Genomic DNA, 21,402 nt, shown 5'->3' on the forward strand with positions numbered 1-21,402 from the left:
TCGCCCCAAGCGAGTTCGGTACATCGGCCCCGAGTTCGGTACCCCGGCGACCGAACTCAGCACCGATGTGCCGAACTCGGCCGCGCGACGTACCGAACTCGGCTGGCCGCGAGTGCCGCCCGGGCCCGCGCGCCGCCCGGCCGAGCACGCCGCGCGGCTCCCGGCGGTCAGTCGCGGGCCGTGACCAGCTCCCGGGGCTCCGGTGCGCCCTCGACCGACAGGTGCGGGGTCACCCGGTCCGCCCAGCGGGGGTACCACCAGTTGCGCCGGCCGATCAGGTGCATCAGCGCGGGCACCAGCGTCAGCCGGACCAGGAAGGCGTCCACCAGCACCGCGATCGCCAGCCCGATCCCGATCGCCGACACGATCCTCTCCCCGGAGAACCCGAACGAGCTGAACACCGCGAGCATGATCGTGGCGGCGGTCGCGATCACCCGGCCGGTCTCCGCGACGCCGACCCGGACCGCACGGCCGTTGTCCCGGGTGTGCGACCACTCCTCGTGCATCCGGGAGACCAGGAACACCTGGTAGTCCATCGACAGCCCGAACATCACCCCGACGATGATCACCGGCACGATGTACATGATCGGCGCCCCGGACCCGACCCCGAGCAGCCCCGCCCCCCAGCCGAACTGGAAGATCGCGGTGATCGCGCCGAGCCCGACCGCCAGGGTGACCAGGTTGGTCAGCGCCCCGACCAGAGGGACCAGCACGCTGCGGAACGCGATCATCAGCAGCAGGAACCCGAGCACGGCGACCAGCCCCAGGTAGAGCGGCAGCTTGCTCATCAGGGCCTCGGCGATGTCGATGTTGGTCGCCGTCTCCCCGCCGACGTACACCGTGACGCCGGAGTCCGGGATCACCTCGGTGCGCAGCCGGTCGACCAGCTGCTGGGTCTCCTCGGCCTGCGCGCTGGTGGTGGGGGTCACGGCGGCGACCGCCACGGTCTGCCCGTCCTGGACCGGCACCGACCGCACGGCCGCGACCCCCGGCACCTCGGGCAGCTCCTCGGTCAGCGCGGTGAACGCCTGCGCGGCGGCGGCGTCCGGGAGCTCGGCGACCAGCACCAGTGTCGCGTCGACGCCCTCGCCGAAGGCCGGTCCCATCAGGTCGGCGTACTCCCGGGTCGGCGATCCGACCGGGTCGGACGAGGCATCGGCGTTCCCGACCCGCATGCTCAGCGCGGGCACCGCGAGCGCGACCAGCACCACCAGGACGCCGGCGGCGATCCGGCGGGGTGCCGCGCGCAGCACCAGGGCCCACCGTGCGGACAACGGCGCGGCGTGCGAGCCCTCGACCAGCCCGGCGCGCTGCTTGCGGGACAGCACCCGGGTGCCCAGCATGCCGAGCAGCGCGGGCAACAGGGTGATCGCCGCGGCCACCGTGAACAGCACCGTCACGGCGGCGGCCTGACCCATCCCGGTCAGCACCTCCATCCCGACCACGGCCATCCCGAGCAGCGCCACCACCACGGTCAGTCCGGCGAACACCACCGCGCGGCCGGAGGTGGTCACCGCCTGCGTGATCGCGTCCGGGACCGAGCTCCCGGCCACCAGCGCCTTGCGGAACCGGTTGACGATGAACAGCGCGTAGTCGATGCCCACGCCCAGGCCGATCAACGCGGCCATGGTCAGGGAGGTCGAGTCCAGGTCGACCGCGTGCGCGGCGATCATCACGACCAGCAGCGACGCCCCCACCCCGGTGATGCCGGTCAGGATCGGCAGCGCGGCCGCCCACCCGGAGCGGAACACCAGCAGCAGGATCACCAGGGCCGCGATCAGCCCGATCGCCTCCGGCCCGTGCGAGGGCTCCGGCTGCTCGGTGAAGGCCGTGCCCCCGACCGCGACCGTCAGACCGTCGTCGGCGTACCTGTCGGTGACCTCCCGGACCTGGTCGACGTCGACCTGGTCGGTGGTGGTCAGCGTGGCGAAGGCGGTGTCCCCGCTGATCTGCCGGGCGCCCTGATCGCCGTACGGGCTCGCGACGTCCTCGACGCCGGGCAGTGCTGCCAGCTCGGCCAGCATCGGGTCGACCTCGGCCTGGACGGCGGGGCCGTCGACGTCGGCCGCCTGCCAGACCACCGTGCCGGTCGAGGTGTCCGAGCTGCCCATCAGGGCGTAGGCCCGGGACGACTCGCTGTCCGGGAGGGTAGTGGCGGTGGTGAACGCGGCGCCCATCCCGAGGGCGGCGACCGCGAGCCCCACCAGGAGCACCACCCACCCGACGACGACGGCCCTGCGCCGTCGATAGCTGAACTGCGCGAGACCTGACACGTGAGACTCCTCGGGACGACCGTCGTTCGGACGTCCGTCAGCCTCGGTCGCCCGGCCCTGCCCGGTCGTCGGCCGGGCGCGGTGATCGGGCTACCGCGACGGCGGTACCTCGGCGAGCCCGGCCTCGTACGCCAGGTAGACCAGCTGGGCGCGGTCCCGCGCACCCGTCTTCATCATGGCCCGGTTCACGTGGGTCTTGGCGGTCGCCGGGCTGATGAACAGCCGGGCCGCGATCTCGGTGTTGGACAGCCCGGCGGCGACCAGCGTGGTGATCTCCCGCTCGCGCTCGGTCAGCTCCGCCATCCCCGGCACCGCGGCACGGTCGCGCGGCTCCGGCCGGTCCAGCACCGAGGCGATCACCGCGCGGGTCGCAGCGGGGGACAGCAGCTGCTCACCGGCCGCCACGGTCCGGATCGCCTCGATCAGCGCCCCGGGCTCGACCCCCTTGCCGAGGAACCCGCTCGCCCCGGCCCGGAGCGCCCCGAGCACCAGGTCGTCGTTCTCGAAGGTGGTGAGGATCAGCACCCGCACCCCGGCCAACGACTCATCCGCGGTGATCCGCCGGGTCGCCTCGATGCCGTCCATGTCCGGCATCCGGATGTCCATCAGCACCAGATCGGCCAGCGCCTCGCGGGCCAGCCGCACCGCCTCCGCACCGGTGGAGGCCTCACCGACCACCTCCAGGTCAGGGGTGGCCTCCAGCAGCAGCCGGAAGGTGGCGCGCAGCAGCGCCTGGTCGTCGGCGAGCAGCACCCGGATCGGGGTCATGTGAGGTCTCCGTCGTCGAGGGGGTCGGGCAGGGCGGCGAGCACCTCGAACCGCCCGTCGGTGGTGGGTCCGGCCCGGAACGAGCCGCCGATGCTGAGCGCACGCTCCCGCATCCCGATCAGTCCGTGCCCGGTCCCGGGGCCGGGATGCTGGTCCGCTCGCACCGGATTACGCACGCCGACCAGCAGGCCCCCCGCCGACCAGGTCAGCGCCAGGTCGATCGTCGTGCCCGGCGCGTGCTTCGCGGCGTTGGTGAGCGACTCCTGAACGATCCGGTAGGCGGCGGTGTCGACCTGGGGGCTCAGGGGCCGGGGAGCCCCGGAGCGTGCGACGTCGACCCGGGCTCCGGCACCGGTGAACCGGGTGACCAGCTCGTCCAAATCCGCCAGTCCGGGCACAGGGCGGAGGGCCGGCCCACCCGCGCCCGCGTCCGCCCCGGGGTCGGACGTCGTGCCGTCCGCGGTCCGCAGCAGCCCGATGGTGGCGCGCAGGTCGTCGATCGCCCGCCGGGTGTGCGCGGTGATGTCCGCCAGCGCACGTTCCGCCGCGGCCGCGTCGGTCCGCAGCAGGTAGCCCGCCACCCCGGCCTGGGCGTTGACCAGCGTGAGATTGTGCGCGAGCACGTCGTGCAGTTCCCGGGCGATCCGCAGCCGCTCGTCCAGGACGGCCTCCTGGGTTTCCGCCGCCCGCTGCGCCGCCGCCCGTTGCGCCCGCTCCCGTCGGCCGGAGCGCCACACGCCCACCGCCGCGGCGGTCAGCACCACGTAGAACAGCACCAGGTCGGTCAGCGAGGTAGCGCTGGACCGCTGCGACAGCCCGACCAGTGCCAGGTAGCCGCCGGCGACAGCGCCGATCCACCATCCCCAGCGGGACGGCACCCGTGCGGTGAGCGTGGCCACCGCCAGCATGGTCGCGAGCGGGACCGGCTGGTACGCGCCCATCCCCTCGGTCGCCGCCAGCGAGTCGGGCACCGCCAGGAACACCAGGATCAGCGTCTCCGCGACCAGCGCGCCCAGCAGCGCCAGCACCGGACGCCAGGTCCGCAGCAGCAGCGGTGCCCAGGCCCCGGCCACGGCCACGGTCAGCGCGGTGCCGGGGAACTCGAGGGCCCCGGTCCGCACCGCGGCGGTGGTGTACATCCCGGCGAGCCAGAGCACCGTGACCGCGAGCTGCCCGCGGCTGGGCCGTCCGCCGCGACCGAGGTCGAGGAGAGCGCGCGGCGACGGGCGGAGAGGCACGGGGTCCAGGATGCCGCAGTCGTCCCCGGCGCGGATCAGCCGCCGGTCGTGCTCCGTCTACCGCAGGCGCGGTACGTCACCGCCCCTCGGCGGTCTCCCGTCTCTTCTGCTGCACCGGCCGTGCCGGGAGGTCCGGCCCGTTCCACACCTGGACCGCACCCCACGCCGACGCCGCGACCGGCACCGCCAGCACCGCGCCGGTGATCCCGGCCAGCACCGTCCCGACCGTCACCGCGACCAGGATCACCAGCGGGTGCAGCGCGAGCGAGCGTGCCATCACCACCGGCTGGAGCAGGTTCCCCTCCAACTGGTTCACCGCGATCACGATCGCCACCACGATCAGCGCATCGACCCAGCCGTTGGCGACCAGGGTGACCAGCGCGGCGAGCACCCCGGCCAGCGTGGCGCCGACCAGCGGGATGAAGGCGAGCAGGAACACCAGCACGGCCAGCGGGATGGCGAGCGGGACGCCCATGATCACCAGGCCGAGACCGATGCCGACCGCGTCCACCGCCGCGACGATCGCGGTGCCGCGCACGTAGCCGCCCATGGTCGTGACCGTCCGGCCGCCGACCCGCCTGCCCCGCGCGTAGGCCTCGCCGTCGAAGGGCCGGAGCAGGAACTCCCAGATCCGCGGCCCGTCCTTGAGGAAGAAGAACAGCACCACGATGGTCAGCACCCCGCCGGTGACGAAGTTCGCCCCGGCCGAGAAGCCCGCGATCGCACCGCTGCCGAAGCTGCTGGACGTGAGGAAGCCGGTCACGGCGTCCTGGGCGTCCTGGATCTGCTGGTCGGTGATCTCGATCGGCAGATGGCTGATCGAGTCCTGCAGCTCGCTGAGCCCCGCGACGGCCTGGTCGGCCAGGTCCTGCCACTGGTTCGCGACCGCGTAGACCACCGCGGTCAGCACCCCGCCGAACACGGCGACGATCGCGAGCAGCGCGGCCCAGGTCGCCGCCAGCGACGGGAGTCCGCGCCGGCGCAGCCAGGACACCAGCGGATGGATCGCGCTGGCCAGCACCAGGGCGATGAGCACCGGGATGACCACCAGCGTGAGCTTGGTCAGGGCGAACACCGCCACCGTCACCAGCGTGAGCAGCGCCAGCGCCTGCACCGACCGGGTGCCGGCCCGGCCGAATCCGTCCGCCCACAGCGCTCCCGCCCGGGACCGCTGGGCCACCGGCCCCGGGGGCTGCTCGGTCCTCGGTCGCCTCGACCACCCCATGCGCGTGTTCACCCTCCTGGAAGTCTGCTGTGACCAGCGAGGCTACGGGCCGATCGGCGGCCCCGCCCGGTCAACGGCAGCGGGGTCCCGGGTCGTGCCCGGCCAGGTCGTCGCGGCGATGCCGGTCGCGACCGCGGCGACGACCCCGAGCGCCAGCGCGGAGCCGCCCGAGCCGAACGCGGTGCCCAGCGCGCCGCTCAGCGGATAGGTGAGCAGCCAGCCGGCATGCGACAGCGAGAACTGGGCCGCGAACACCGCGGGCAGCTGCCCGGGGGCCACCGCGCGTCGGATGATCCGGCCGACCGGGGTCTCGGCCATCGCCCAGCCGACCCCGACGGCCAGCCAGAGCAGGCTGACCGCGAGCAGGCCGAGCACCGGCGACGACGCCCGCAACGCCAGCGGCAGCAGCAGGACCCCGGCGGTCGCGACCACCGCGCCGCCCAGCATCACCGCACGTTCGCGCTGCTCGGTCAGCACCCGGGGCAGCGTGAACGCGGTGAGCATCGACCCCGCCCCGTTCGCCGCCAGCACCAGGGCCATCACCCCGGCGCTCTGCCCGAAGTGGCCGCGCACGATCAGCACGGTCTGGACCAGCACGGTCGCCCCGGCCGCGGCCACCGCGACGTTCAGCGCCAGCACCGGACGCAGCGCGGGACCGCGCACCATCAGGCGGGCCCCGGCCAGCATCCGGTCGGACAGCGGGGCGGGGGAGTCGTCGGCGGCGGTGGTCCTGGGCAGCGTGCTGCTCAGCACCACCAGGGCGGAGGCGCCGAACCCGGCCGCGGTGCCGAGGAATAGCGCGCGATCCGGCACCACCAGCAGCAGTGCGGCCGCGAGCACCGGGGACAGCACCGCCTCCAGGTCGTAGGCGAGACGGGACAGCGACAGCGCTCCGGTGTAGTCCCGCTCGTCGGCGAGCACCGCCGGGATGGTCGCCTGGAACGCCGGGGTGAAGGTCGCGGACGCCGACTGCAGCACCAGCACCAGCAGGTAGATCTGCCAGCTCTGGTCCACCCACGGCAGGCAGGCCGCGGCTGCCAGCCGGACCAGGTCGGCGCCGACCATCACCGCGCGGCGGGGCAGCCGGGCCAGCAGCGCCGCCGCGGCGGGGGCGACCAGCACATAGGCCAGCATCTTGATCGCGAAGGCGGTGCCCAGCACGCTGCCGGCCCGGTCGCCGCCCACGTCGTAGGCGATCAGGCCGAGCGCGACCGTGGCGAGCCCGGTCCCGGCCAGGGCGATCACCTGGGCGAGGAACAGTCGCCGGTAGGTGGCGTTCCGCAGAGCGTTGAGCACGGGCACAGCTTGGTGCGTATCTGCGTGAATACGCAACTACGCGGACATGCGTAGGATCGGGCGCATGGCTTTGGACGACTTCGGGATCGACGATCAGTACATCGAGCTGGCCGCCGAGATCTTCGGGCTGCTGGCGGACCCCACCCGGATCCGGATCATCCTGGCGTTGCGCGACGCCGAGCTGTCGGTCAACCACCTGGCCGACATCGTCGACGCCGCACCGGCCGCGGTGTCCCAGCACCTGGCCAAACTGCGCTGGAGCAAGATCGTCCGGGCCCGCAAGGAGGGCAACCGGGTGTTCTACGCCCTGGTCGACGAGCACGCGCGCCGCCTGGTCGCGGACGCGGTGTTCCAGGCCGAGCACGCGCTGGACGACTCCCCGGCGCACCACGGCCGGGTCGGTGGCACCCCGGAGACCCGGCGTCCCGACCTGGAGCCCTGAGGCCTCCGCCCAGTGCGGGCCGCTCCGCAGGTAGGGGCGAAGCCGGGTGAGTGGGACGCACCGATCCGCCCTCCCGACCACCTGGCGTGAGTGCCGGAAACACTCAACTCGGCCTCGTCGGGCCTGAGTGGTGAGCCCGGTGTCGCCACCACGTGCCGATACTCGGACCCGCGACGCGGCGAGGGGACGGTGCGGTGGAACTGGAGCGATACCTGGCGGGGCTGCCGCATGCCATCCGGGGCGGCCGGACGGTGCTGGACGCCGCGCGGGAGCGCATCGCGCGGGTGTTCGAGGACTTCGACCAGGTGATCGTGGCGTTCTCCGGCGGCAAGGACTCCGGGGCGATGCTGCAGCTGGTGCTGGACCATCTGCGCACGCACGGCATCCGGCGGCCTGTGCAGGTCTTCCACCTGGACTACGAGGGTCAGTACTCGGCCACCACCGACTACGTGGACTCGATCATGTCCACCCCGTCGGAGCTGATGGTGCCCTGGCGGATCTGCCTGCCGGTCGCGGCCGGGTGCGCGGCCACCATGTACGCCGACCACTGGCGACCCTGGGCACCGGAGCAGCGCGACCTGTGGGTGCGCGAGCTGCCCGACCACCCGGGCGTGGTGCACACCGGGAACGTCCCGCCGGGCTTCCCGGAGTACGACGGTGTCTGGGACTACCGGTTCCAGGACCACTTCGAGCGGTGGCTGCACACCGTCTCGGGCGCCGCGCGCACCGCGGTGCTGATCGGCATCCGGGAGGAGGAGTCGCTGCACCGCTACTCCGCCATCAACTCGGCGGGCCGCCGGTCCACCTACCAGGGGCTGCGCTGGACCTCGGTGCTCGGACCCGGGGTGGTCAAGGCCTACCCGATCCACGACTGGCGGCTGGCCGACGTCTGGCACGCGCACGCCCGGTACGGCTGGTCGTACAACCGGCTCTACGACCTGATGCACCTGGCCGGGGTGCCGCCGCGTCAGATGCGGGTGGCGTCGCCGTTCATCGGGCAGGCGATCCGCCAGCTCCAGCTCTACCGGGCGATCGAGCCGGAGGTGTGGGGCAAGCTGGTCGGCCGGGTGAACGGGGTGAACTTCGCCGCGAGCTACGGGCAGAGCGCCGCGATGGGCGCACGCCGGGTGACGTTGCCCGCGGGCCACACCTGGGCCAGTTACCTGCGACTGCTGCTGCGGACCGTCCCGGCGTCGGTGCGGCGGCGTTATCTGGAGAAGTTCTCCACCTCGGTGCGCTACTGGACCGAGCGCGGCGGGGCGCTCCCGGTGACGACGGTCGACGTGCTGCGCGCGACCGGGGTGCACGCCGACTACCTCGGGTCGCCGACCGGCGGGCGGACCTACACCCGCCCGCACGAGGTCGTGCGGTTCCACGAGTACCCCGACGACCTGCCGGACGTGCCCGGGTTCTCGGCCCTGCCGTCCTACAAGCGGATGTGCATCACCGTGCTGCGCAACGACCACACCTGCCGGTACATGGGCTTCAGCCCGAGCAAGCAGGACCGGGAGCGACGGGAGGCCGCGATGCTGCGGTACCAGGAGGCGTCATGAACGGGCGGTCCCCGGTGTACGACGTGGTGGCGGTGCCGCTGGACCGGGTGCGGGCCAACGCGTACAACCCGAACGTGGTCGCCCCGCCGGAGATGGCGCTGCTGGAGCGCAGCATCTGGGAGGACGGCTACACCCAGCCCGTGGTGTGCGCGCACGACCGGGCGAGCGACCTCTACGAGATCATCGACGGCTATCACCGCTACCGGGTGATGATGACCTCCGAGCGGATCCGCGAGCGCGAGCACGGACTGCTGCCGGTGGTGGTGCTGGACAAGGAGCTGCCGGACCGGATCGCCTCCACCGTGCGGCACAACCGGGCCCGCGGATCGCACGCGGTGGAGCTGATGACGCAGATCGTGGCCGAGCTGGTGGACGCGGGGATGACCGACGAGTGGATCCGCCGGCACGTCGGGATGGAGCCGGACGAGCTGCTGCGGCTCAAGCAGATCAGTGGCATCGCGGCGCTGTTCGCCGACCACGAGTTCACCGCGGCCCCCGCGGACGAGGACGACCTGTTCTGATCGGCGGCCGGCAGAGTTCGGACATCCGATGAATCATTTCCGGATTGCGCCGTCCTCAATTATGGAAACATGATCGTTGCGCAATTCGGAGAATGCCCCGTAATGTGTGCGCCGCGAAGGGGAGTAGCCCGACCGGCCAGATGATGGCCGGTAGCGATGGTCGACACACTGGTGCCGTGGCACCCGGTCATCGCGCCGATCCGGTGGGCGAGACCTTCGGCCAGTCCGTCATTGTCTGCGGCTGGCCGGAGCCCCGCGCTTCGGCTGGGCGCCGGAGTCCGAAAGGCCCCGACACCACATGTCCGAGAGGTCACTCGCCACCGTCCCGCCGCTGCGGATCCTGGTGCGATCCCTGCTGATCGCCGTCGTCGTCGCGACGCCCGCGATCGTCCTGCGACTGTCCGGGAGTCACCCGGACCCGCTGATCCAGCTCGCGCTCTACGGCGCCGCCGTCGTCGCCGCGTCCTTCGTGCTGGCCTGGGCGGCCGAGGCCGCACAGGTCGACGTCTCCGGCGGCTTCGCGATCGCGGTCCTGGCCCTGATCGCGGTGCTGCCCGAGTACGCGGTCGACCTGTTCTACGCGTACACCGCCGGTCACGACCCGGCGTACGTGCAGTACGCCGCCGCGAACATGACCGGCTCGAACCGCCTGCTGCTCGGCCTCGGCTGGCCGCTGGTCGTCCTGGTCTCGCTCTACGTCGCCGGGAGGGTGAGCAAGAAGCCCGCCAGGTCGCTCGCCCTGGAACCGGGCAACCGGATGGAGCTCGGCTTCCTGCTGGTCGCCGGCGTGGCCGCGTTCATCATCCCTGCCACCGGGCACATCCACCTGGTGTTCGGCCTGGCCATGATCGCCTGGTTCGGGTTCTACCTGTACCGGCTCACCCGCGGCGAGGCCGAGGAACCGGATCTGATCGGCACCGCCGCGGTGATCGGCGGACTGCCCCGCAACCGGCGCCGTCCGCTGGTGATCGCCCTGTTCGTGCTGGCCGCCGCCGTGATCCTGGTCAGCGCCGAGCCGTTCGCGGAGTCCCTGGTCGCCTCCGGCACCCAGCTCGGCGTGGACGAGTTCCTGCTGGTGCAGTGGCTCGCGCCGCTGGCCTCCGAGGCGCCGGAGTTCATCGTGGCGATCCTGTTCGCCTGGCGCGGCAAGGGCACCGCGGCGATCGCCACCCTGATCAGCTCCAAGATCAATCAGTGGACCCTGCTGATCGGATCGCTGCCGATCGCGTACCTGGCCGGTGGCGGATCGGCCAGCCTGGTGCTGGACACCCGCCAGACCGAGGAGATGCTGCTGACCGCGACGCAGACCCTGATGGGGGTGGCGATCCTGATCTCGCTGCGGTTCTGGCGCTGGTCCGCCTGGACCCTGCTCGGGCTGTTCGCGGTCCAGTTCGTGGTGACCGGGACGACCGGGCGGTTCGTCCTGTCCGCGATCTACCTGGGCATCGCCGTGGCGGTGATGGCGAAGCACTGGCGGATGGTGGTCCCCACGCTCCTGGCGCCGTTCCGGCGGCAGGCGGCCGACGAGCCTGCGCCGGAGCTCGCGAGGGTCTGACCCCGCACCGGCCCGGAGCCCGGTCCGCCACCCGTGCGGGCCGGGCTCAGTCGTGCTCAGATGGTCCGCATGACAGCCACAGGACGGGGACGGACCATCGGGCGGGTGCTGCTCGGCGGGTTCCTGGTGTTCGCCGGGACCAGCCATCTGACCTTCGCCCGGCAGGAGTTCCAGGCGCAGGTGCCGGAGTGGTTCCCGGTCAACGACGACGCGACCGTGCTGGGCTCCGGTGTGGTCGAGATCGCGCTGGGCAGTGCGCTGATCGCGGCCCGCAAGCGTCGCGGGCTGGTCGGGTGGCTGGCGGCCGCGTTCTTCGTCGCGATCTTCCCCGGCAACATCTCCCAGTACGTCACGCACACCGACGGCTTCGGGCTGGACACCGACACCAAGCGCGGGGTCCGGCTGCTGTTCCAGCCGCTGCTCGTCCTGTGGGCGTTGTGGTCCACCGGCGCCTGGGCGCAGTACCGGAAGCGCCGCGAGCAGTGACGGTCCGCTCCGCCGCCGACCGGGCGACCGACCACCCGCTGCTGGAGCGCGGCGCTCGGTTGGGCTACGCCGCCAGCGGGGTGCTGCACCTCCTGCTGGCCTGGGTGACCGTGCGACTGGCCCTCGGCTCGGGCGGCGAGGAGGCGGATCAGCAGGGTGCGCTGGCCCAGCTCGGGTCCGAGGGCGCCGGGCGGGTCCTGCTCGTGGTGCTGCTGATCGGCTTCGTGCTGCTGGCGCTCTGGCAGGCGGTGGACGCGATCGCGCGCGGTGAGGCGTCGGACCGGCTCAAGGCCGCGGGCAAGGCGGTGGTCTACGCGGTGCTCGCGGCGACCACCGTGCAGGTGCTCGCCGGCTCCGGCTCGGGCGGCGGCACGCCGACCGCCGGGCTGCTCGGCTCCGGGGTCGGGCGCGTGCTGCTCGGCGTGGCCGGGCTCGGGATCGTCGCAGTCGGCGGGTACCACGCCGTGAAGGGATGGCGCCGGGGCTTCCTGGACGACCTGCGGCGGCACCCGGGCCGTGCGGTCGAGCGGGCCGGTCAGGTGGGCTACCTGGGCAAGGGCTTCGCGCTGGCGGTGGTCGGTGTCCTGGTGGTCGTCGCCGCGGTGCAGGCCGATCCGGAGCGCGCCGAGGGGATGGACGTCGCGCTGCGCACGCTGGCCGGCCTGCCGTTCGGGGCGGTGCTGCTGTGCCTGATCGCGCTCGGGTTCGCCGGGTACGGGGTGTACGCCTTCGCCCGGGCGCGGTTCGCGAAGGTCTGAGGCGGGCGTCAGTCGTCCAGGTCGACCTCGAGGACGGCACCGGTGTTCGCGTCGATCTCCGCGTCGTCGCCGTTGCTGAACTCGATCTGCCAGCGGAGCGCGCCGTCGTCGTCGTCCAACTCGACGTCGACGGCGGTCGCGTCCGCCCGGACCACGTCCTGAGCGAGGCCGACCGCCTCACCCGCGGAGACGGCCAGGCCGTCCGCGGTGAGCGAGCTGTTCGCACCCAGCCAGAGGTCGGTGCGGTCGATCGCGCGCTTCGCCTGGACGAAGGTCCGCAGCAGCTCCTGGAACTCCGGGTCGCGGCCGAGATCGCCGCCGGTCCACGCCTGGCGGTAGGCCACCATCGCCTCCAACGCGTCGAGGAACGTCCGCGCCTGGTCGTCGGCCGCCACGGAGGCGCCGGTGCCCGGGTCGGCGGTGAGCGACGGGTCGGTGGTGGCCGACGGGTCGACCGTCACGGTGACGGTGGGTGCCGGACCGGTCCCGACCACCGCCGGGTCGTCGGAGCAGGCGGTGAGCAGCCCGAGAGCCGTGACGGTCGCAACGGCCGGGACCAGGGTGTGGCGGAGGCTGAGAGCCAGGGGCATGGACGACTCCTCGGGGCACGTGGCAGGGACGTCCCGGACCCTAGGCGAAGGACGGGCACCCCTAGTCGTCGCGCGCTCGGGCTGAGTGGTCCCGACCCACGAAGCAGGTGGCTCCCTCAGTCGTGCTCGGCGATCCGAGCTGCGTGGTCCGGGACGGTGGTGAACTCCTCGCGCGGCGGTCGCTGGTAGTCGCCGGTGCCCGCCGGGCGCTCCGGCAGCTCCACCGGCGGATGCGGGACGTCGGTGTAGGGGATCGTGGACAGCAGGTGGCTCATCATGTTGAGGCGGGCCGCCTTCTTGGAGTCGGACTCCACCACGAACCACGGGCTGTCCGCGGTGTCGGTGTGCGCGAACATCTCGTCCTTGGCCCGGGAGTAGTCCTCCCAGCGGCGGATCGACTCCAGGTCCATCGGGCTCAGCTTCCACTGCCGGAGCGGGTCGTCCAGCCGGGACCGGAACCGCTTGAGCTGCACCTTGTCCGACACCGAGAACCAGTACTTGCGCAGCAGGATCCCGTCCTCGATCAGCATCCGCTCGAAGGTCGGCGCCTGGTGCAGGAACCGGGCGTGCTCCTCCTCGGTGCAGAAGCCCATCACCTTCTCCACCCCGGCGCGGTTGTACCAGGACCGGTCGAACAGCACGACCTCCCCGGCGGCCGGCAGGTGCTGGACGTAGCGCTGGAAGTACCACTGCCCGCGCTCGCGGTCGGTGGGGGCGGGCAGGGCCGCGATCCGGACGACCCGGGGGCTGAGGTACTCGGTGATCCGCTTGATCGTCCCGCCCTTGCCCGCGGCGTCCCGGCCCTCGAAGACCACCGCCACCCGCGCGCCGGTGGCCTGCACCCAGCGTTGCAGCGTCACCAGCTCGGACTGCAGCCGGTACAGCTCGTCCTCGTAGGCCCGGTCGGACAGCTTCGTCATAGCGGGACGTTAGCCCCTCCCTGCCGTTCTCTGACACCCTGACAGCACGCGCGTCGCCCGTCGACCACCCGGTCGTCCGCCGCCGGGTCGTCCGCGCCGGAGCTGGAAGGCGCTCGCGATGACGACCACCCCTGTCCTGTCCCCGCCGGTCAACCTGCGTGACCTGGGCGGCATCCCGGTCCAGGGCGGCACCGTCCGGCCCGGTCTGCTCTGGCGCGCGGACGACATGGCCTGCGTGACCGAGGACTGGGCGCGGCAGGCGGTGGACGACGGACTGAGCCACGTGGTCGACCTGCGGTCCGCCGCGGAGGCCGAGGCGACCGGCCGTGGGCCGTTGGGGCGGCTGCCGGTCAGCTACCACCACGTGCCGATCTTCGACACCGTCGGCGGCGGCGGTGGCACGAACCCCCAGGTGATGGCCGAGATGGCCCGGGCCGACGCGGCCGCCGTGGGCCGGGTCTACCTCGACATGCTGCGGGCCAACGCTCCGGCCGTGGTCGCGCTGCTGGGAATGCTGGCCGCCGCCACCGGCGCCACCGTCGTGCACTGCGCAGCCGGCAAGGACCGCACCGGCGTGCTCACCGCGAGCATCCTCACCGCCCTCGGTGCGGGACCGGACACGATCGTCGTCGACTACGCCCGGACCGCGGACAACCTGCCCGCGATCTACGCCCGGATGATGTCGGTGCACGCGGTCGCCGCCGACAGCCTCTCCGAGGGGCAGGCCGCGATGATGGCCGCGCTGATCGAACGGCCGGTCGCCGACCTCCCGCCGATGATGGGTGCGGACCCCCGGTCGATGTCCGCGATGCTGTCCCTGGCCGAGACCGAGGACGGCGGACTGCTCCGGGTGCTGCGCGCGGGCGGGCTGTCCGACGGGCTGATCGATGCGTTGCGGAACCGGCTGGTCGAGCCTGCGGCCTGAGCAGGCGCGACGACCCGCCCTCGCCTAGCGTGGACGACCTGCGATCAGGGAGGTCTGCGATGAAGGCGAAGAGCGCGTTCGTGGTCGGTGCGACGCTGGGCTACGTGCTCGGCACCCGTGCCGGCCGGGCCCGGTACGAGCAGATCAAGGGCTGGGCGTCGAGCCTCTGGCACGACCCACGGGTGCAGTCCCGGGTCGACGACCTGGAGGCCGGTGCGGCGCAGTTCGCCAAGGACCAGGCGAGCGCGCTCAAGGACAAGGCGGTCGACGCGGTGCGCAGCACGGTCTCCCGCACGCCGGAGCCCGAGGTCCGCACCACCCCGCCGGACGGCACGACCCGCTCCGGCCCGCTCGACGGCTGACCGGCCGCGGTCGCCGACCCCGCGGCCGGGGTTGGCACCCCGTTCCGAGCCGCGCGTCCTGAGGTCGGCAGTCTGCCCTGAGATCGGCAGTCCACCGCCGGTGTGCAGGCCGGAAGTGCCGACCTCGATGACGCGCGGGCGCCCGCCCCCGCCCCCGCCCTGGCGCGAGCCCGCGGCGGGTGCGTGGGCGTGCGGCGCTGTGCGGTGCCGGCGCCCCGCGGTGTCGGCGCACCGCGGTGCCCGCGCCCCGCGGTTCCCGCTACCCGCCTCAGGTGCCGGAGGGCGGGCGGCCCCCATGGGCGGGGTCAGCGCAGCTGGTCGACCGGTGCGGCGTAGTGCATCGGGCGCGGGTGCGCGCGGGCGACCTGGGCCACGCAGTCGGCGAGGTGGTCGTAGAGGTCGGGCTGCACGTAGGCGGGGACGCCCTGCGCCAGGTCCTCGGACAGCGGCTCGGGGACCGCGGGGTCCGGGTAGTCCTCGTCGCGGGCCCAGTCCGGCTTCAGCGCGTAGGCGACCCGGCCGTAGCGGCGGAGCACGTCCAGATCACGGCAGACAGCGGCCCACTCGTCGGCGGGGAGGGCGGCGTCGTGCAGGTGGGTGTGCAACAGGTCGCAGAACCGCTCGAAGTCGCGGTCCCAGTTGATGTTGCCGTGCTCCTGCGCCTCCTCGGCCAGGGACTGCACCGCGCGGAGCAGCTCGCCCTGCAGGATGGAGCAGCTGCCGTGCTCCGGGACCAGCTCGGTCCAGATGCTCTGGCACTCGGTGCTGAATCGGGGGCGGTAGCCCGGGTACAGCTCGTCACCCGGTGCGGGGAGCGACTGCGGGTCCTGACGACGCAGACGATCGAGGAAAGACATGCGGGCCAGCGTGCACCACATCGGCCCTCGGGCGCGAGTCCATCGGGGCACCGGTGCGTCGCGACCGGTGCCCCGATGACCGTTAGACGACCAGTCCGAGCAGCATGATCACGGCCAACGCGGTGACCGACAGCACGCATTCCATCAGCGACCAGGTCTTGAACGTCTGGCCGACGGTCATCTTGAAGTACTCCTTGACCAGCCAGAATCCCGCGTCGTTCACGTGGCTGAGGAAGACCGATCCGGCACCGATCGCCAGGACCATCAGGGCGACGTGGCTGGCGGGCAGGCCCTCGGCCAGCGGCGCGACGATCCCGGCGGCTGTGACCGTCGCCACCGTGGCGGAACCGGTGGCGACCCGGATCAGCACCGCGACCAGCCAGGCGGCCAGCAGCGGGGAGATCGGCGCGTCGGCCAGCCCGTTGGCGATCACGTCGCCGACGCCGGAGTCGACCAGGGTCTGCTTGAATCCGCCACCGGCGCCGACGATGAGCAGGATGCTCGCGATCGGGGCGAAGGAGGAGTCGACCAGCTTGCTGATCTGGCCTCGGCTGCGGCCCTGCAGGGTGCCGAACAGGATCAACGACACCAGCGCGGTGATCAGCAGCGCCTCCAGCGGGGTGCCGACGAAGTCGAGCACGCCGCCCACCGCGGTGTCCTCGAACCCGATCGTCTCCGCCAGGGTCTTGGCCAGCATGAGCACCACCGGCAGCAGCACCACCGTGAGCGCGACGGCGAAGGACGGGCGCTTGGCCTCGTCGTCCCGCTCGCTCGCGCCGAGGATCTCGGTCGGCGGGTCCAGCGGCACCCAGCGGGTCAGCGGCTTGGCCAGCAGCGGACCGGCGACGGCCACGGTCGGGATCGCGACCAGCAGGCCGAGGCCCAGCGTCAGACCGAGATCGGCCTTGAGCGCGTCGATGGCGATCAGCGGGCCGGGGTGCGGCGGGACCAGGCCGTGCAGCGCGGACAGTCCGGCCAGGGCCGGGATGCCGACCGCGATCATGGACAGCTTGGACCGGCGGGCGACCAGCATCACCACCGGGATCAGCAGCACCACGCCGACCTCGAAGAACAGCGGGATGCCGATGATGAAGGCGGCGAAGGCCAGTGCCCAAGGCAGTCGCTTGGCCGGTGTCTTGGCCAGCACGGTGTCGACGATCTGATCGGCGCCACCGGAGTCGATCAGCATCTTGCCGATGATCGCGCCGAGCGCGATCAGGATGCCGACCCCCGCGACCGTCTCACCGAGTCCGGTGGTGAAGGAACTGAAGGCGTCGGTGTAGGGCAGCCCGGCGACGACGGCCAGCACGGCGGCGCCGATCATCAGGGACAGGAAGGGGTGCAGCTTCAGCCAGACGATCAGCGCGACCAGGACGGCGATGCCGACCACGGCGGCGATCACCAGTCGGGTGGTGGAGGCGACCGGCGCGGCGTCGGCCGCGAGCAGCAGGGCGGTGCTCATGCGCGTGCCCCCTCGATCCCGAGCTCGCGCAGGGCGGCGTCGGCCACCGACTGCGGGGAGATGCCGACCGGGATCACGACGCCGTCCTCGGCGTCCGTGAGCGGCTGCAGGGTCTCGAACTGGGACGGCAGCAGCGAGGTCGGCATGAAGTGCCCGGAGCGCCCGGACATCCGCTCGCCGATCTGCTCGATGGTGCCGTCCAGGTGCACGAACCGCACCCGGCCCTCGGCCTCGCGCAGGACGTCGCGGTACGCGGTCTTGAGCGCGGAACAGGTGACGATGGCGCTCCGCCCGGCGCGGGTCTGCTCGGTCAGCCAGTCGCGGATCGCGCCCAGCCAGGGCCAGCGGTCGTCGTCGGTGAGCGGGGTGCCCTCGGACATCTTGTCGATGTTGGCCTGCGGGTGGAACTCGTCGGCCTCGGCGTAAGGCCAGCCCAGCCGGTCGGCCAGGATCTGCGCCACGGTGGTCTTGCCTGACCCCGCGACCCCCATCACCACGAGGTGCTGGACGTCGGACATGGGTGTCCTCCTCAGAACGTCATTGTCCGGGCGGTGCGTCCGGTGCCGGTCACTCTGGCACAAAAATACGATCATTGGTACCGGATGGTGCTATCAGTGCCGCGCCGCTGGTTGGGCGGTACCCGTGTGACCCTGGCATGCTCGTCCGAGCCCCGCCCGCCGGGGCGTGATCGTGCAGGTGGTCCGTCGGGCCGGGACAGGAGTGCGCAGTGACCGAGGTGCTGCACAGCGGCGTCACCGACGCCCTCGGCGCGGAGATCACCTCCGGTGAGCTGGCCTCCGGGTCGACGCTCACCCTTGACGGCATCCAGCAGCGGTTCGGTGTCTCCCGCACCGTCGCCCGCGAGGCGATGCGCACCCTGGAGCACCTGGGCCTGGTCACCTCGCGTCGCCGGGTCGGCCTGATCGTGCGTGCCGACGCGCACTGGGCGGTCTTCGACCCGCAGGTCATCCGCTGGCGGCTCGCCGGGCCGCACCGGGTGGCCCAGCTGCGGTCGCTCACCGAACTGCGCGCGGCCGTGGAGCCGGTCGCCGCCGCCTCGGCCGCGCGGAACGCCGACGGCGATCAGGCCGATCGCCTGGTCGCGCTGTCGGCCCGCCTCCGTGTGCTCGGCGAGGCGGGCGCGGGCGACGAGTTCCTGGCCGCGGACATCGAGTTCCACCGCCTGGTGCTGGCGGCGAGCGGGAACGAGATGTTCCGGGCGCTGACCGAGGTGGTCGCGGAGGTGCTGACCGGCCGGACCCGGCACGGGCTGATGCCGCACCACCCGCGCGAGGAGGCGTTGGCCGCCCACGAGGCGGTCGCCGCCGCGATCCGCACCCGTGACCCCGAGGCGGCCGAGGCGGCCATGCTCCGGATCACCCGGGAGATCCGGGCGGCGCTGACCGACCTGTCCTGACGGCGCCGTTCAGGGACGCGGGATGTTCCGGATGTTCGATCGGGCCATCGACATCACCTCGGCCATGCCGCCGCCGAGGATCTCCTTGCTCATCGCCGCGGTGAAGCCGGTGACCTGCTGACGGGTGATCTTGGGTGGCAGGGACAGCGCGCGCGGGTCGGTGACCAGGTCGATCAGCGCCGGGCCGTCGTGGCTGAACGCCTCGCGCAGGGCCGTACGGATCTGGGTGGGGTCCTCGACCCGGACCGCCGGGATGCCCACCGCCCGGGCGACGGCGGCGTAGTCGATCGACGGGGAGTCGGTGCCGAAGCTCGGCAGGCCGTCGACCAGCATCTCCAGCCGGACCATGCCCAGGGTGGCGTTGTCGAACAGGATGATCTTCACCGGCAGGTCGTAGTGGACCAGCGTGATCAGCTCGCCGAGCAGCATGGACAGGCCACCGTCACCGGCGATCGCCACCACGTGCTTCTGCGGTGCCTCCGCGTCGTCCCGTGCGGCGAAGGCGGCGCCGATGGCGTGCGGCACGGCGTTGGCCATCGACCCGTGCAGGAACGACCCGATCACCCGCCGCTTGCCGTTCGGGGTCAGGTAGCGAGCGGCCCAGACGTTGCCCATCCCGGTGTCGACGGTGAACACCGCGTCGTCGGCGGCCTCCTCGTCCAGCAGGACGGCGGCGTACTCGGGGTGGATCGGGGTGTGGTGCTCCACGTCCTTGGTGTAGGCGCCGACCACGCCGGACATCGCCTTGTGGTGCTTCTTCAGCATCGAGTCCAGGAACCGGCGCGACGACTTCCGGCCGACCTGGGGCAGCAGCAGGCGCAGGGTCTCGGCCACGTCGCCGACCACGGCCAGGTCCATCCGGGTCCGGCGGCCCAGCCGGGTGGGGTCGATGTCGACCTGGGCGGTGCGCACGTCGGCGGGCAGGAACTGGTCGTAGGGGAAGTCGGTGCCGAGCAGCAGGAGCAGGTCGGCCTCGTCCATCGCCGCCTGGAGCGCGCCGTAGCCGAGCAGTCCGGTCATGCCGACGTCGTAGGGGTTGTCGTACTGGATGACCTCCTTGCCGCGCAGGCTGTGGCCGACCGGGGCGCCGATCAGCTCGGCGAGCGCGATCACCTCGTCGTGGGCGTCGCGCACCCCGGCACCGGCCAGGATGGTGACCTTCTTGGCGTCGTCGATCGCGGCGGCGAGCGCGGCGACCTGGTCCGCGGCCGGGACCACCCGCGGCGCGACCGGGCGGGTGAGCACGTCCGTGGCGGGCGCCGGCGACTCCATGTCCGCGACGTCGCCGGGCAGGGTCAGCACCGCGACACCGGGGGCACCGTAGGCGTGGTGGATGGCGGACCGGATCACGCGACCGGCCTGGACCGGGCTCGAGATCATCTCGGAGTAGACCGAGCACTCCAGGAACAGCCGGTCCGGGTGGGTCTCCTGGAAGAACTGGGTGCCGATCTGGGCGCTCGGGATGTGCGAGGCGATGGCGAGCACCGGGACCCGGTTGCGGTTGGCGTCGTACAGGCCGTTGATCAGGTGCAGGTTGCCCGGCCCGCAGGATCCGGCGCAGACCGCGAGGGTGCCGGTGATCTCGGCCTCCGCGGCGGCGGCGAACGCGGCGGCCTCCTCGTGCCGGACATGGACCCAGCTAATGTCCATGCCGTCCTTCTGCGCCCGGCGCACGGCGTCGACCACCGGGTTGAGGCTGTCGCCGACGATGCCGTAGATGTGTCGAGCGCCCGCGGCGACGATCTGGGCGACGAGCTGGTCGGCGATGCTGATGGTGCGTGCCACGGTGGGCTCCCTCGGGTCGACGAGTGGTCTGCCTCGATAGTCATCCCATGTTTCGTCGGATGCCAGTCGGGCGGGGTGTCTGCTCGGTCACGGCGGCTACCGGCCACCCTGCCGCCTCGGCCCGGGGTGCGCACGGTGAAGAGGGCCGGGCGCGGATCGGGCGTGCAGGTCACCGTGCGCGGTCCGGGTGAACCTGGGTAGAAACTGTGTGAGCCGTCACGTCGGCGCCCGCACGGTGGGACGCTCCCCTCGTGCGCACTCACTCGTGGCAGACCTCCCTCCGCCGTCGGCTGCTCGACTACAGCCGATGCCCGGACTGCGCGACGCCCCTGACCGGACCGGTCTGTGCCCGGTGCGGCCTGCGGCTGGACGGCGACGAGGGCATCCGGCTCGCGGAGGCGGCGGACGCGGTGTCGGCGGCGCTCGGACGGCACGACCAGGCGGTCGAGGCGGCCCGGGCCCGGCAGGGTCTGGTGCGTCCCGGCGAGGACGGCTCCGGGTGGCGGGTGACCGAGGTGCTGCCGGATCCGGCGCGGTGGGACAGCGACCCCGTGCGGTTCGGTGCGTCGGGGCTGCCGCCCGCGTCGTTCGCACCGCCGGGGACGCCGACGGCCTGGATGCCCGGCCCCGAGGGTGGGCGCGGTGCGGAAGCGACGGCGCCCCCGACTCCTGGTCGCGCGCTGCCGGACGGTGCGCGCCCTGAACCGACCGGGCCGGGCGCGCCGACTCGGCCGGTGGACCCGCCCGCCGCTGTCGACCCGGGCGCGGCCGTCTGCCCGCCGGCCGCGGTCCACCCGGGTGCTGCTGCGTACCCGCCCGCCGCCGTCCACCGGGGTGCAGCTGCCTACCCGCCCGGTGCTTCCTCCCCGGGTGTGGCCTCTTCCCCGGGTGTGGCTTCCTCCCCGGGTGCGGCTTCCTCCTCGGGTGCGGCGTTCTCCGCGGGTGCTGCCTCCTACCCGGGAGCTGCTC

The 21,402-nt window shown here is 72.8% G+C and carries 20 protein-coding genes; 9 read left to right on the forward strand and 11 right to left on the reverse strand.

Going from position 1 to position 21,402, the window contains the following annotated elements:
• Window positions 1–167 precede the first annotated feature (167 nt).
• The 5 genes from OGL89_RS06415 to OGL89_RS06435 form a co-directional block, all read right to left on the reverse strand.
• Complete coding sequence (locus OGL89_RS06415) at window positions 168–2,273, reverse strand: MMPL family transporter (RefSeq protein WP_263119081.1); 2,106 nt, start codon at window positions 2,271–2,273, stop codon at window positions 168–170.
• 90 nt (window positions 2,274–2,363) lie between these two features.
• Window positions 2,364–3,041: a response regulator transcription factor gene (locus OGL89_RS06420; RefSeq protein WP_263119082.1), complete on the reverse strand. Its 678-nt coding sequence runs from the start codon at window positions 3,039–3,041 to the stop codon at window positions 2,364–2,366.
• Entirely contained in the window at window positions 3,038–4,279 is a 1,242-nt protein-coding gene (locus OGL89_RS06425; RefSeq protein ID WP_263119083.1) for a histidine kinase, read from the reverse strand. The genes OGL89_RS06420 and OGL89_RS06425 overlap by 4 nt, the downstream gene beginning before the upstream one ends.
• 76 nt (window positions 4,280–4,355) lie before the next feature.
• On the reverse strand, window positions 4,356–5,459 hold the full coding sequence (locus tag OGL89_RS06430) for an AI-2E family transporter (RefSeq protein ID WP_263119084.1): 1,104 nt from the start codon (window positions 5,457–5,459) through the stop codon (window positions 4,356–4,358).
• 87 nt (window positions 5,460–5,546) lie between these two features.
• Window positions 5,547–6,800, reverse strand: coding sequence for an MFS transporter (locus OGL89_RS06435; RefSeq protein ID WP_263119085.1), 1,254 nt, complete (start codon window positions 6,798–6,800; stop codon window positions 5,547–5,549).
• Window positions 6,801–6,864: 64 nt separating this feature from the next.
• Between OGL89_RS06435 and OGL89_RS06440 the strand changes: the two genes are divergently transcribed.
• The 6 genes from OGL89_RS06440 to OGL89_RS06465 all read left to right on the forward strand — a co-directional run bounded on the left by OGL89_RS06440 (window position 6,865) and on the right by OGL89_RS06465 (window position 12,115).
• Window positions 6,865–7,242 carry a metalloregulator ArsR/SmtB family transcription factor gene (locus OGL89_RS06440; protein WP_263119086.1) on the forward strand — a complete coding sequence of 126 codons (378 nt, stop codon included), beginning with the start codon at window positions 6,865–6,867 and terminating at the stop codon, window positions 7,240–7,242.
• Between the two features lie 194 nt (window positions 7,243–7,436).
• Window positions 7,437–8,795, forward strand: coding sequence for a DUF3440 domain-containing protein (locus OGL89_RS06445; protein WP_263119087.1), 1,359 nt, complete (start codon window positions 7,437–7,439; stop codon window positions 8,793–8,795).
• Window positions 8,792–9,316: a ParB/RepB/Spo0J family partition protein gene (locus tag OGL89_RS06450; RefSeq protein WP_263119088.1), complete on the forward strand. Its 525-nt coding sequence runs from the start codon at window positions 8,792–8,794 to the stop codon at window positions 9,314–9,316. The genes OGL89_RS06445 and OGL89_RS06450 overlap by 4 nt, the downstream gene beginning before the upstream one ends.
• A gap of 298 nt (window positions 9,317–9,614) precedes the next feature.
• The gene (locus OGL89_RS06455; RefSeq protein ID WP_263119089.1) at window positions 9,615–10,871 is read left to right on the forward strand and encodes a sodium:proton exchanger; all 1,257 of its coding nucleotides are present in this window, start codon (window positions 9,615–9,617) and stop codon (window positions 10,869–10,871) included.
• 69 nt (window positions 10,872–10,940) lie between these two features.
• On the forward strand, window positions 10,941–11,357 hold the full coding sequence (locus tag OGL89_RS06460; RefSeq protein ID WP_263119090.1) for a hypothetical protein: 417 nt from the start codon (window positions 10,941–10,943) through the stop codon (window positions 11,355–11,357).
• Entirely contained in the window at window positions 11,354–12,115 is a 762-nt protein-coding gene (locus OGL89_RS06465) for a DUF1206 domain-containing protein (RefSeq protein WP_263119091.1), read from the forward strand. The genes OGL89_RS06460 and OGL89_RS06465 overlap by 4 nt, the downstream gene beginning before the upstream one ends.
• Window positions 12,116–12,123: 8 nt before the next feature.
• Here the strand turns inward: OGL89_RS06465 and OGL89_RS06470 are convergent, their stop codons facing one another.
• Window positions 12,124–12,705, reverse strand: a complete 582-nt coding sequence (locus tag OGL89_RS06470; protein WP_263119092.1) for a PepSY domain-containing protein — start codon at window positions 12,703–12,705, stop codon at window positions 12,124–12,126.
• A 116-nt stretch (window positions 12,706–12,821) separates the two neighbouring features.
• The gene (gene ppk2, locus OGL89_RS06475; RefSeq protein WP_263119093.1) at window positions 12,822–13,625 is read right to left on the reverse strand and encodes a polyphosphate kinase 2; all 804 of its coding nucleotides are present in this window, start codon (window positions 13,623–13,625) and stop codon (window positions 12,822–12,824) included.
• Window positions 13,626–13,743: 118 nt separating this feature from the next.
• On the opposite strand from ppk2, the gene OGL89_RS06480 reads away from it, so the two are divergent.
• Entirely contained in the window at window positions 13,744–14,550 is an 807-nt protein-coding gene (locus tag OGL89_RS06480) for a tyrosine-protein phosphatase (RefSeq protein WP_263119094.1), read from the forward strand.
• Window positions 14,551–14,609: 59 nt separating this feature from the next.
• Complete coding sequence (locus OGL89_RS06485) at window positions 14,610–14,912, forward strand: YtxH domain-containing protein (protein ID WP_263119095.1); 303 nt, start codon at window positions 14,610–14,612, stop codon at window positions 14,910–14,912.
• 305 nt (window positions 14,913–15,217) lie between these two features.
• On the opposite strand, the gene OGL89_RS06490 is transcribed toward OGL89_RS06485, so the two are convergent.
• The 3 genes from OGL89_RS06490 to OGL89_RS06500 form a co-directional block, all read right to left on the reverse strand.
• Complete coding sequence (locus OGL89_RS06490; protein WP_263119096.1) at window positions 15,218–15,769, reverse strand: hypothetical protein; 552 nt, start codon at window positions 15,767–15,769, stop codon at window positions 15,218–15,220.
• Window positions 15,770–15,851: 82 nt separating this feature from the next.
• On the reverse strand, window positions 15,852–17,231 hold the full coding sequence (locus OGL89_RS06495) for a GntP family permease (RefSeq protein ID WP_263119097.1): 1,380 nt from the start codon (window positions 17,229–17,231) through the stop codon (window positions 15,852–15,854).
• Window positions 17,228–17,749, reverse strand: a complete 522-nt coding sequence (locus OGL89_RS06500) for a gluconokinase (protein WP_263119098.1) — start codon at window positions 17,747–17,749, stop codon at window positions 17,228–17,230. Before OGL89_RS06500 ends, OGL89_RS06495 begins: the two co-directional genes overlap by 4 nt.
• A gap of 209 nt (window positions 17,750–17,958) precedes the next feature.
• Between OGL89_RS06500 and OGL89_RS06505 the strand changes: the two genes are divergently transcribed.
• Window positions 17,959–18,648 (forward strand): FCD domain-containing protein, encoded by a 690-nt coding sequence (locus OGL89_RS06505; protein ID WP_346770686.1) that lies wholly within the window; start codon window positions 17,959–17,961, stop codon window positions 18,646–18,648.
• Between the two features lie 9 nt (window positions 18,649–18,657).
• Here OGL89_RS06505 and OGL89_RS06510 read toward each other — a convergent pair whose 3' ends face one another.
• Window positions 18,658–20,433, reverse strand: coding sequence for a pyruvate dehydrogenase (locus OGL89_RS06510; protein ID WP_263119099.1), 1,776 nt, complete (start codon window positions 20,431–20,433; stop codon window positions 18,658–18,660).
• Between the last annotated feature and the right edge of the window lie 969 nt (window positions 20,434–21,402).

Origin of the sequence: Cellulomonas sp. RIT-PI-Y (assembly GCF_025642745.1) — a bacterium.
GTDB lineage: Bacteria > Actinomycetota > Actinomycetes > Actinomycetales > Cellulomonadaceae > Cellulomonas.

Excerpts from the sequence above, each read along its gene's own strand:
- OGL89_RS06420 (WP_263119082.1), bottom strand. The coding sequence starts at position 3,041 with ATGACCCCGATCCGGGTGCTGCTCGCCGACGACCAGGCGCTGCTGCGC.
- OGL89_RS06440 (WP_263119086.1), top strand. The coding sequence starts at position 6,865 with ATGGCTTTGGACGACTTCGGGATCGACGATCAGTACATCGAGCTGGCC.
- OGL89_RS06450 (WP_263119088.1), top strand. The coding sequence starts at position 8,792 with ATGAACGGGCGGTCCCCGGTGTACGACGTGGTGGCGGTGCCGCTGGAC.
- OGL89_RS06455 (WP_263119089.1), top strand. The coding sequence starts at position 9,615 with ATGTCCGAGAGGTCACTCGCCACCGTCCCGCCGCTGCGGATCCTGGTG.
- OGL89_RS06460 (WP_263119090.1), top strand. The coding sequence starts at position 10,941 with ATGACAGCCACAGGACGGGGACGGACCATCGGGCGGGTGCTGCTCGGC.
- OGL89_RS06470 (WP_263119092.1), bottom strand. The coding sequence starts at position 12,705 with ATGCCCCTGGCTCTCAGCCTCCGCCACACCCTGGTCCCGGCCGTTGCG.
- ppk2 (WP_263119093.1), bottom strand. The coding sequence starts at position 13,625 with ATGACGAAGCTGTCCGACCGGGCCTACGAGGACGAGCTGTACCGGCTG.
- OGL89_RS06480 (WP_263119094.1), top strand. The coding sequence starts at position 13,744 with ATGACGACCACCCCTGTCCTGTCCCCGCCGGTCAACCTGCGTGACCTG.
- OGL89_RS06485 (WP_263119095.1), top strand. The coding sequence starts at position 14,610 with ATGAAGGCGAAGAGCGCGTTCGTGGTCGGTGCGACGCTGGGCTACGTG.
- OGL89_RS06490 (WP_263119096.1), bottom strand. The coding sequence starts at position 15,769 with ATGTCTTTCCTCGATCGTCTGCGTCGTCAGGACCCGCAGTCGCTCCCC.
- OGL89_RS06495 (WP_263119097.1), bottom strand. The coding sequence starts at position 17,231 with ATGAGCACCGCCCTGCTGCTCGCGGCCGACGCCGCGCCGGTCGCCTCC.
- OGL89_RS06500 (WP_263119098.1), bottom strand. The coding sequence starts at position 17,749 with ATGTCCGACGTCCAGCACCTCGTGGTGATGGGGGTCGCGGGGTCAGGC.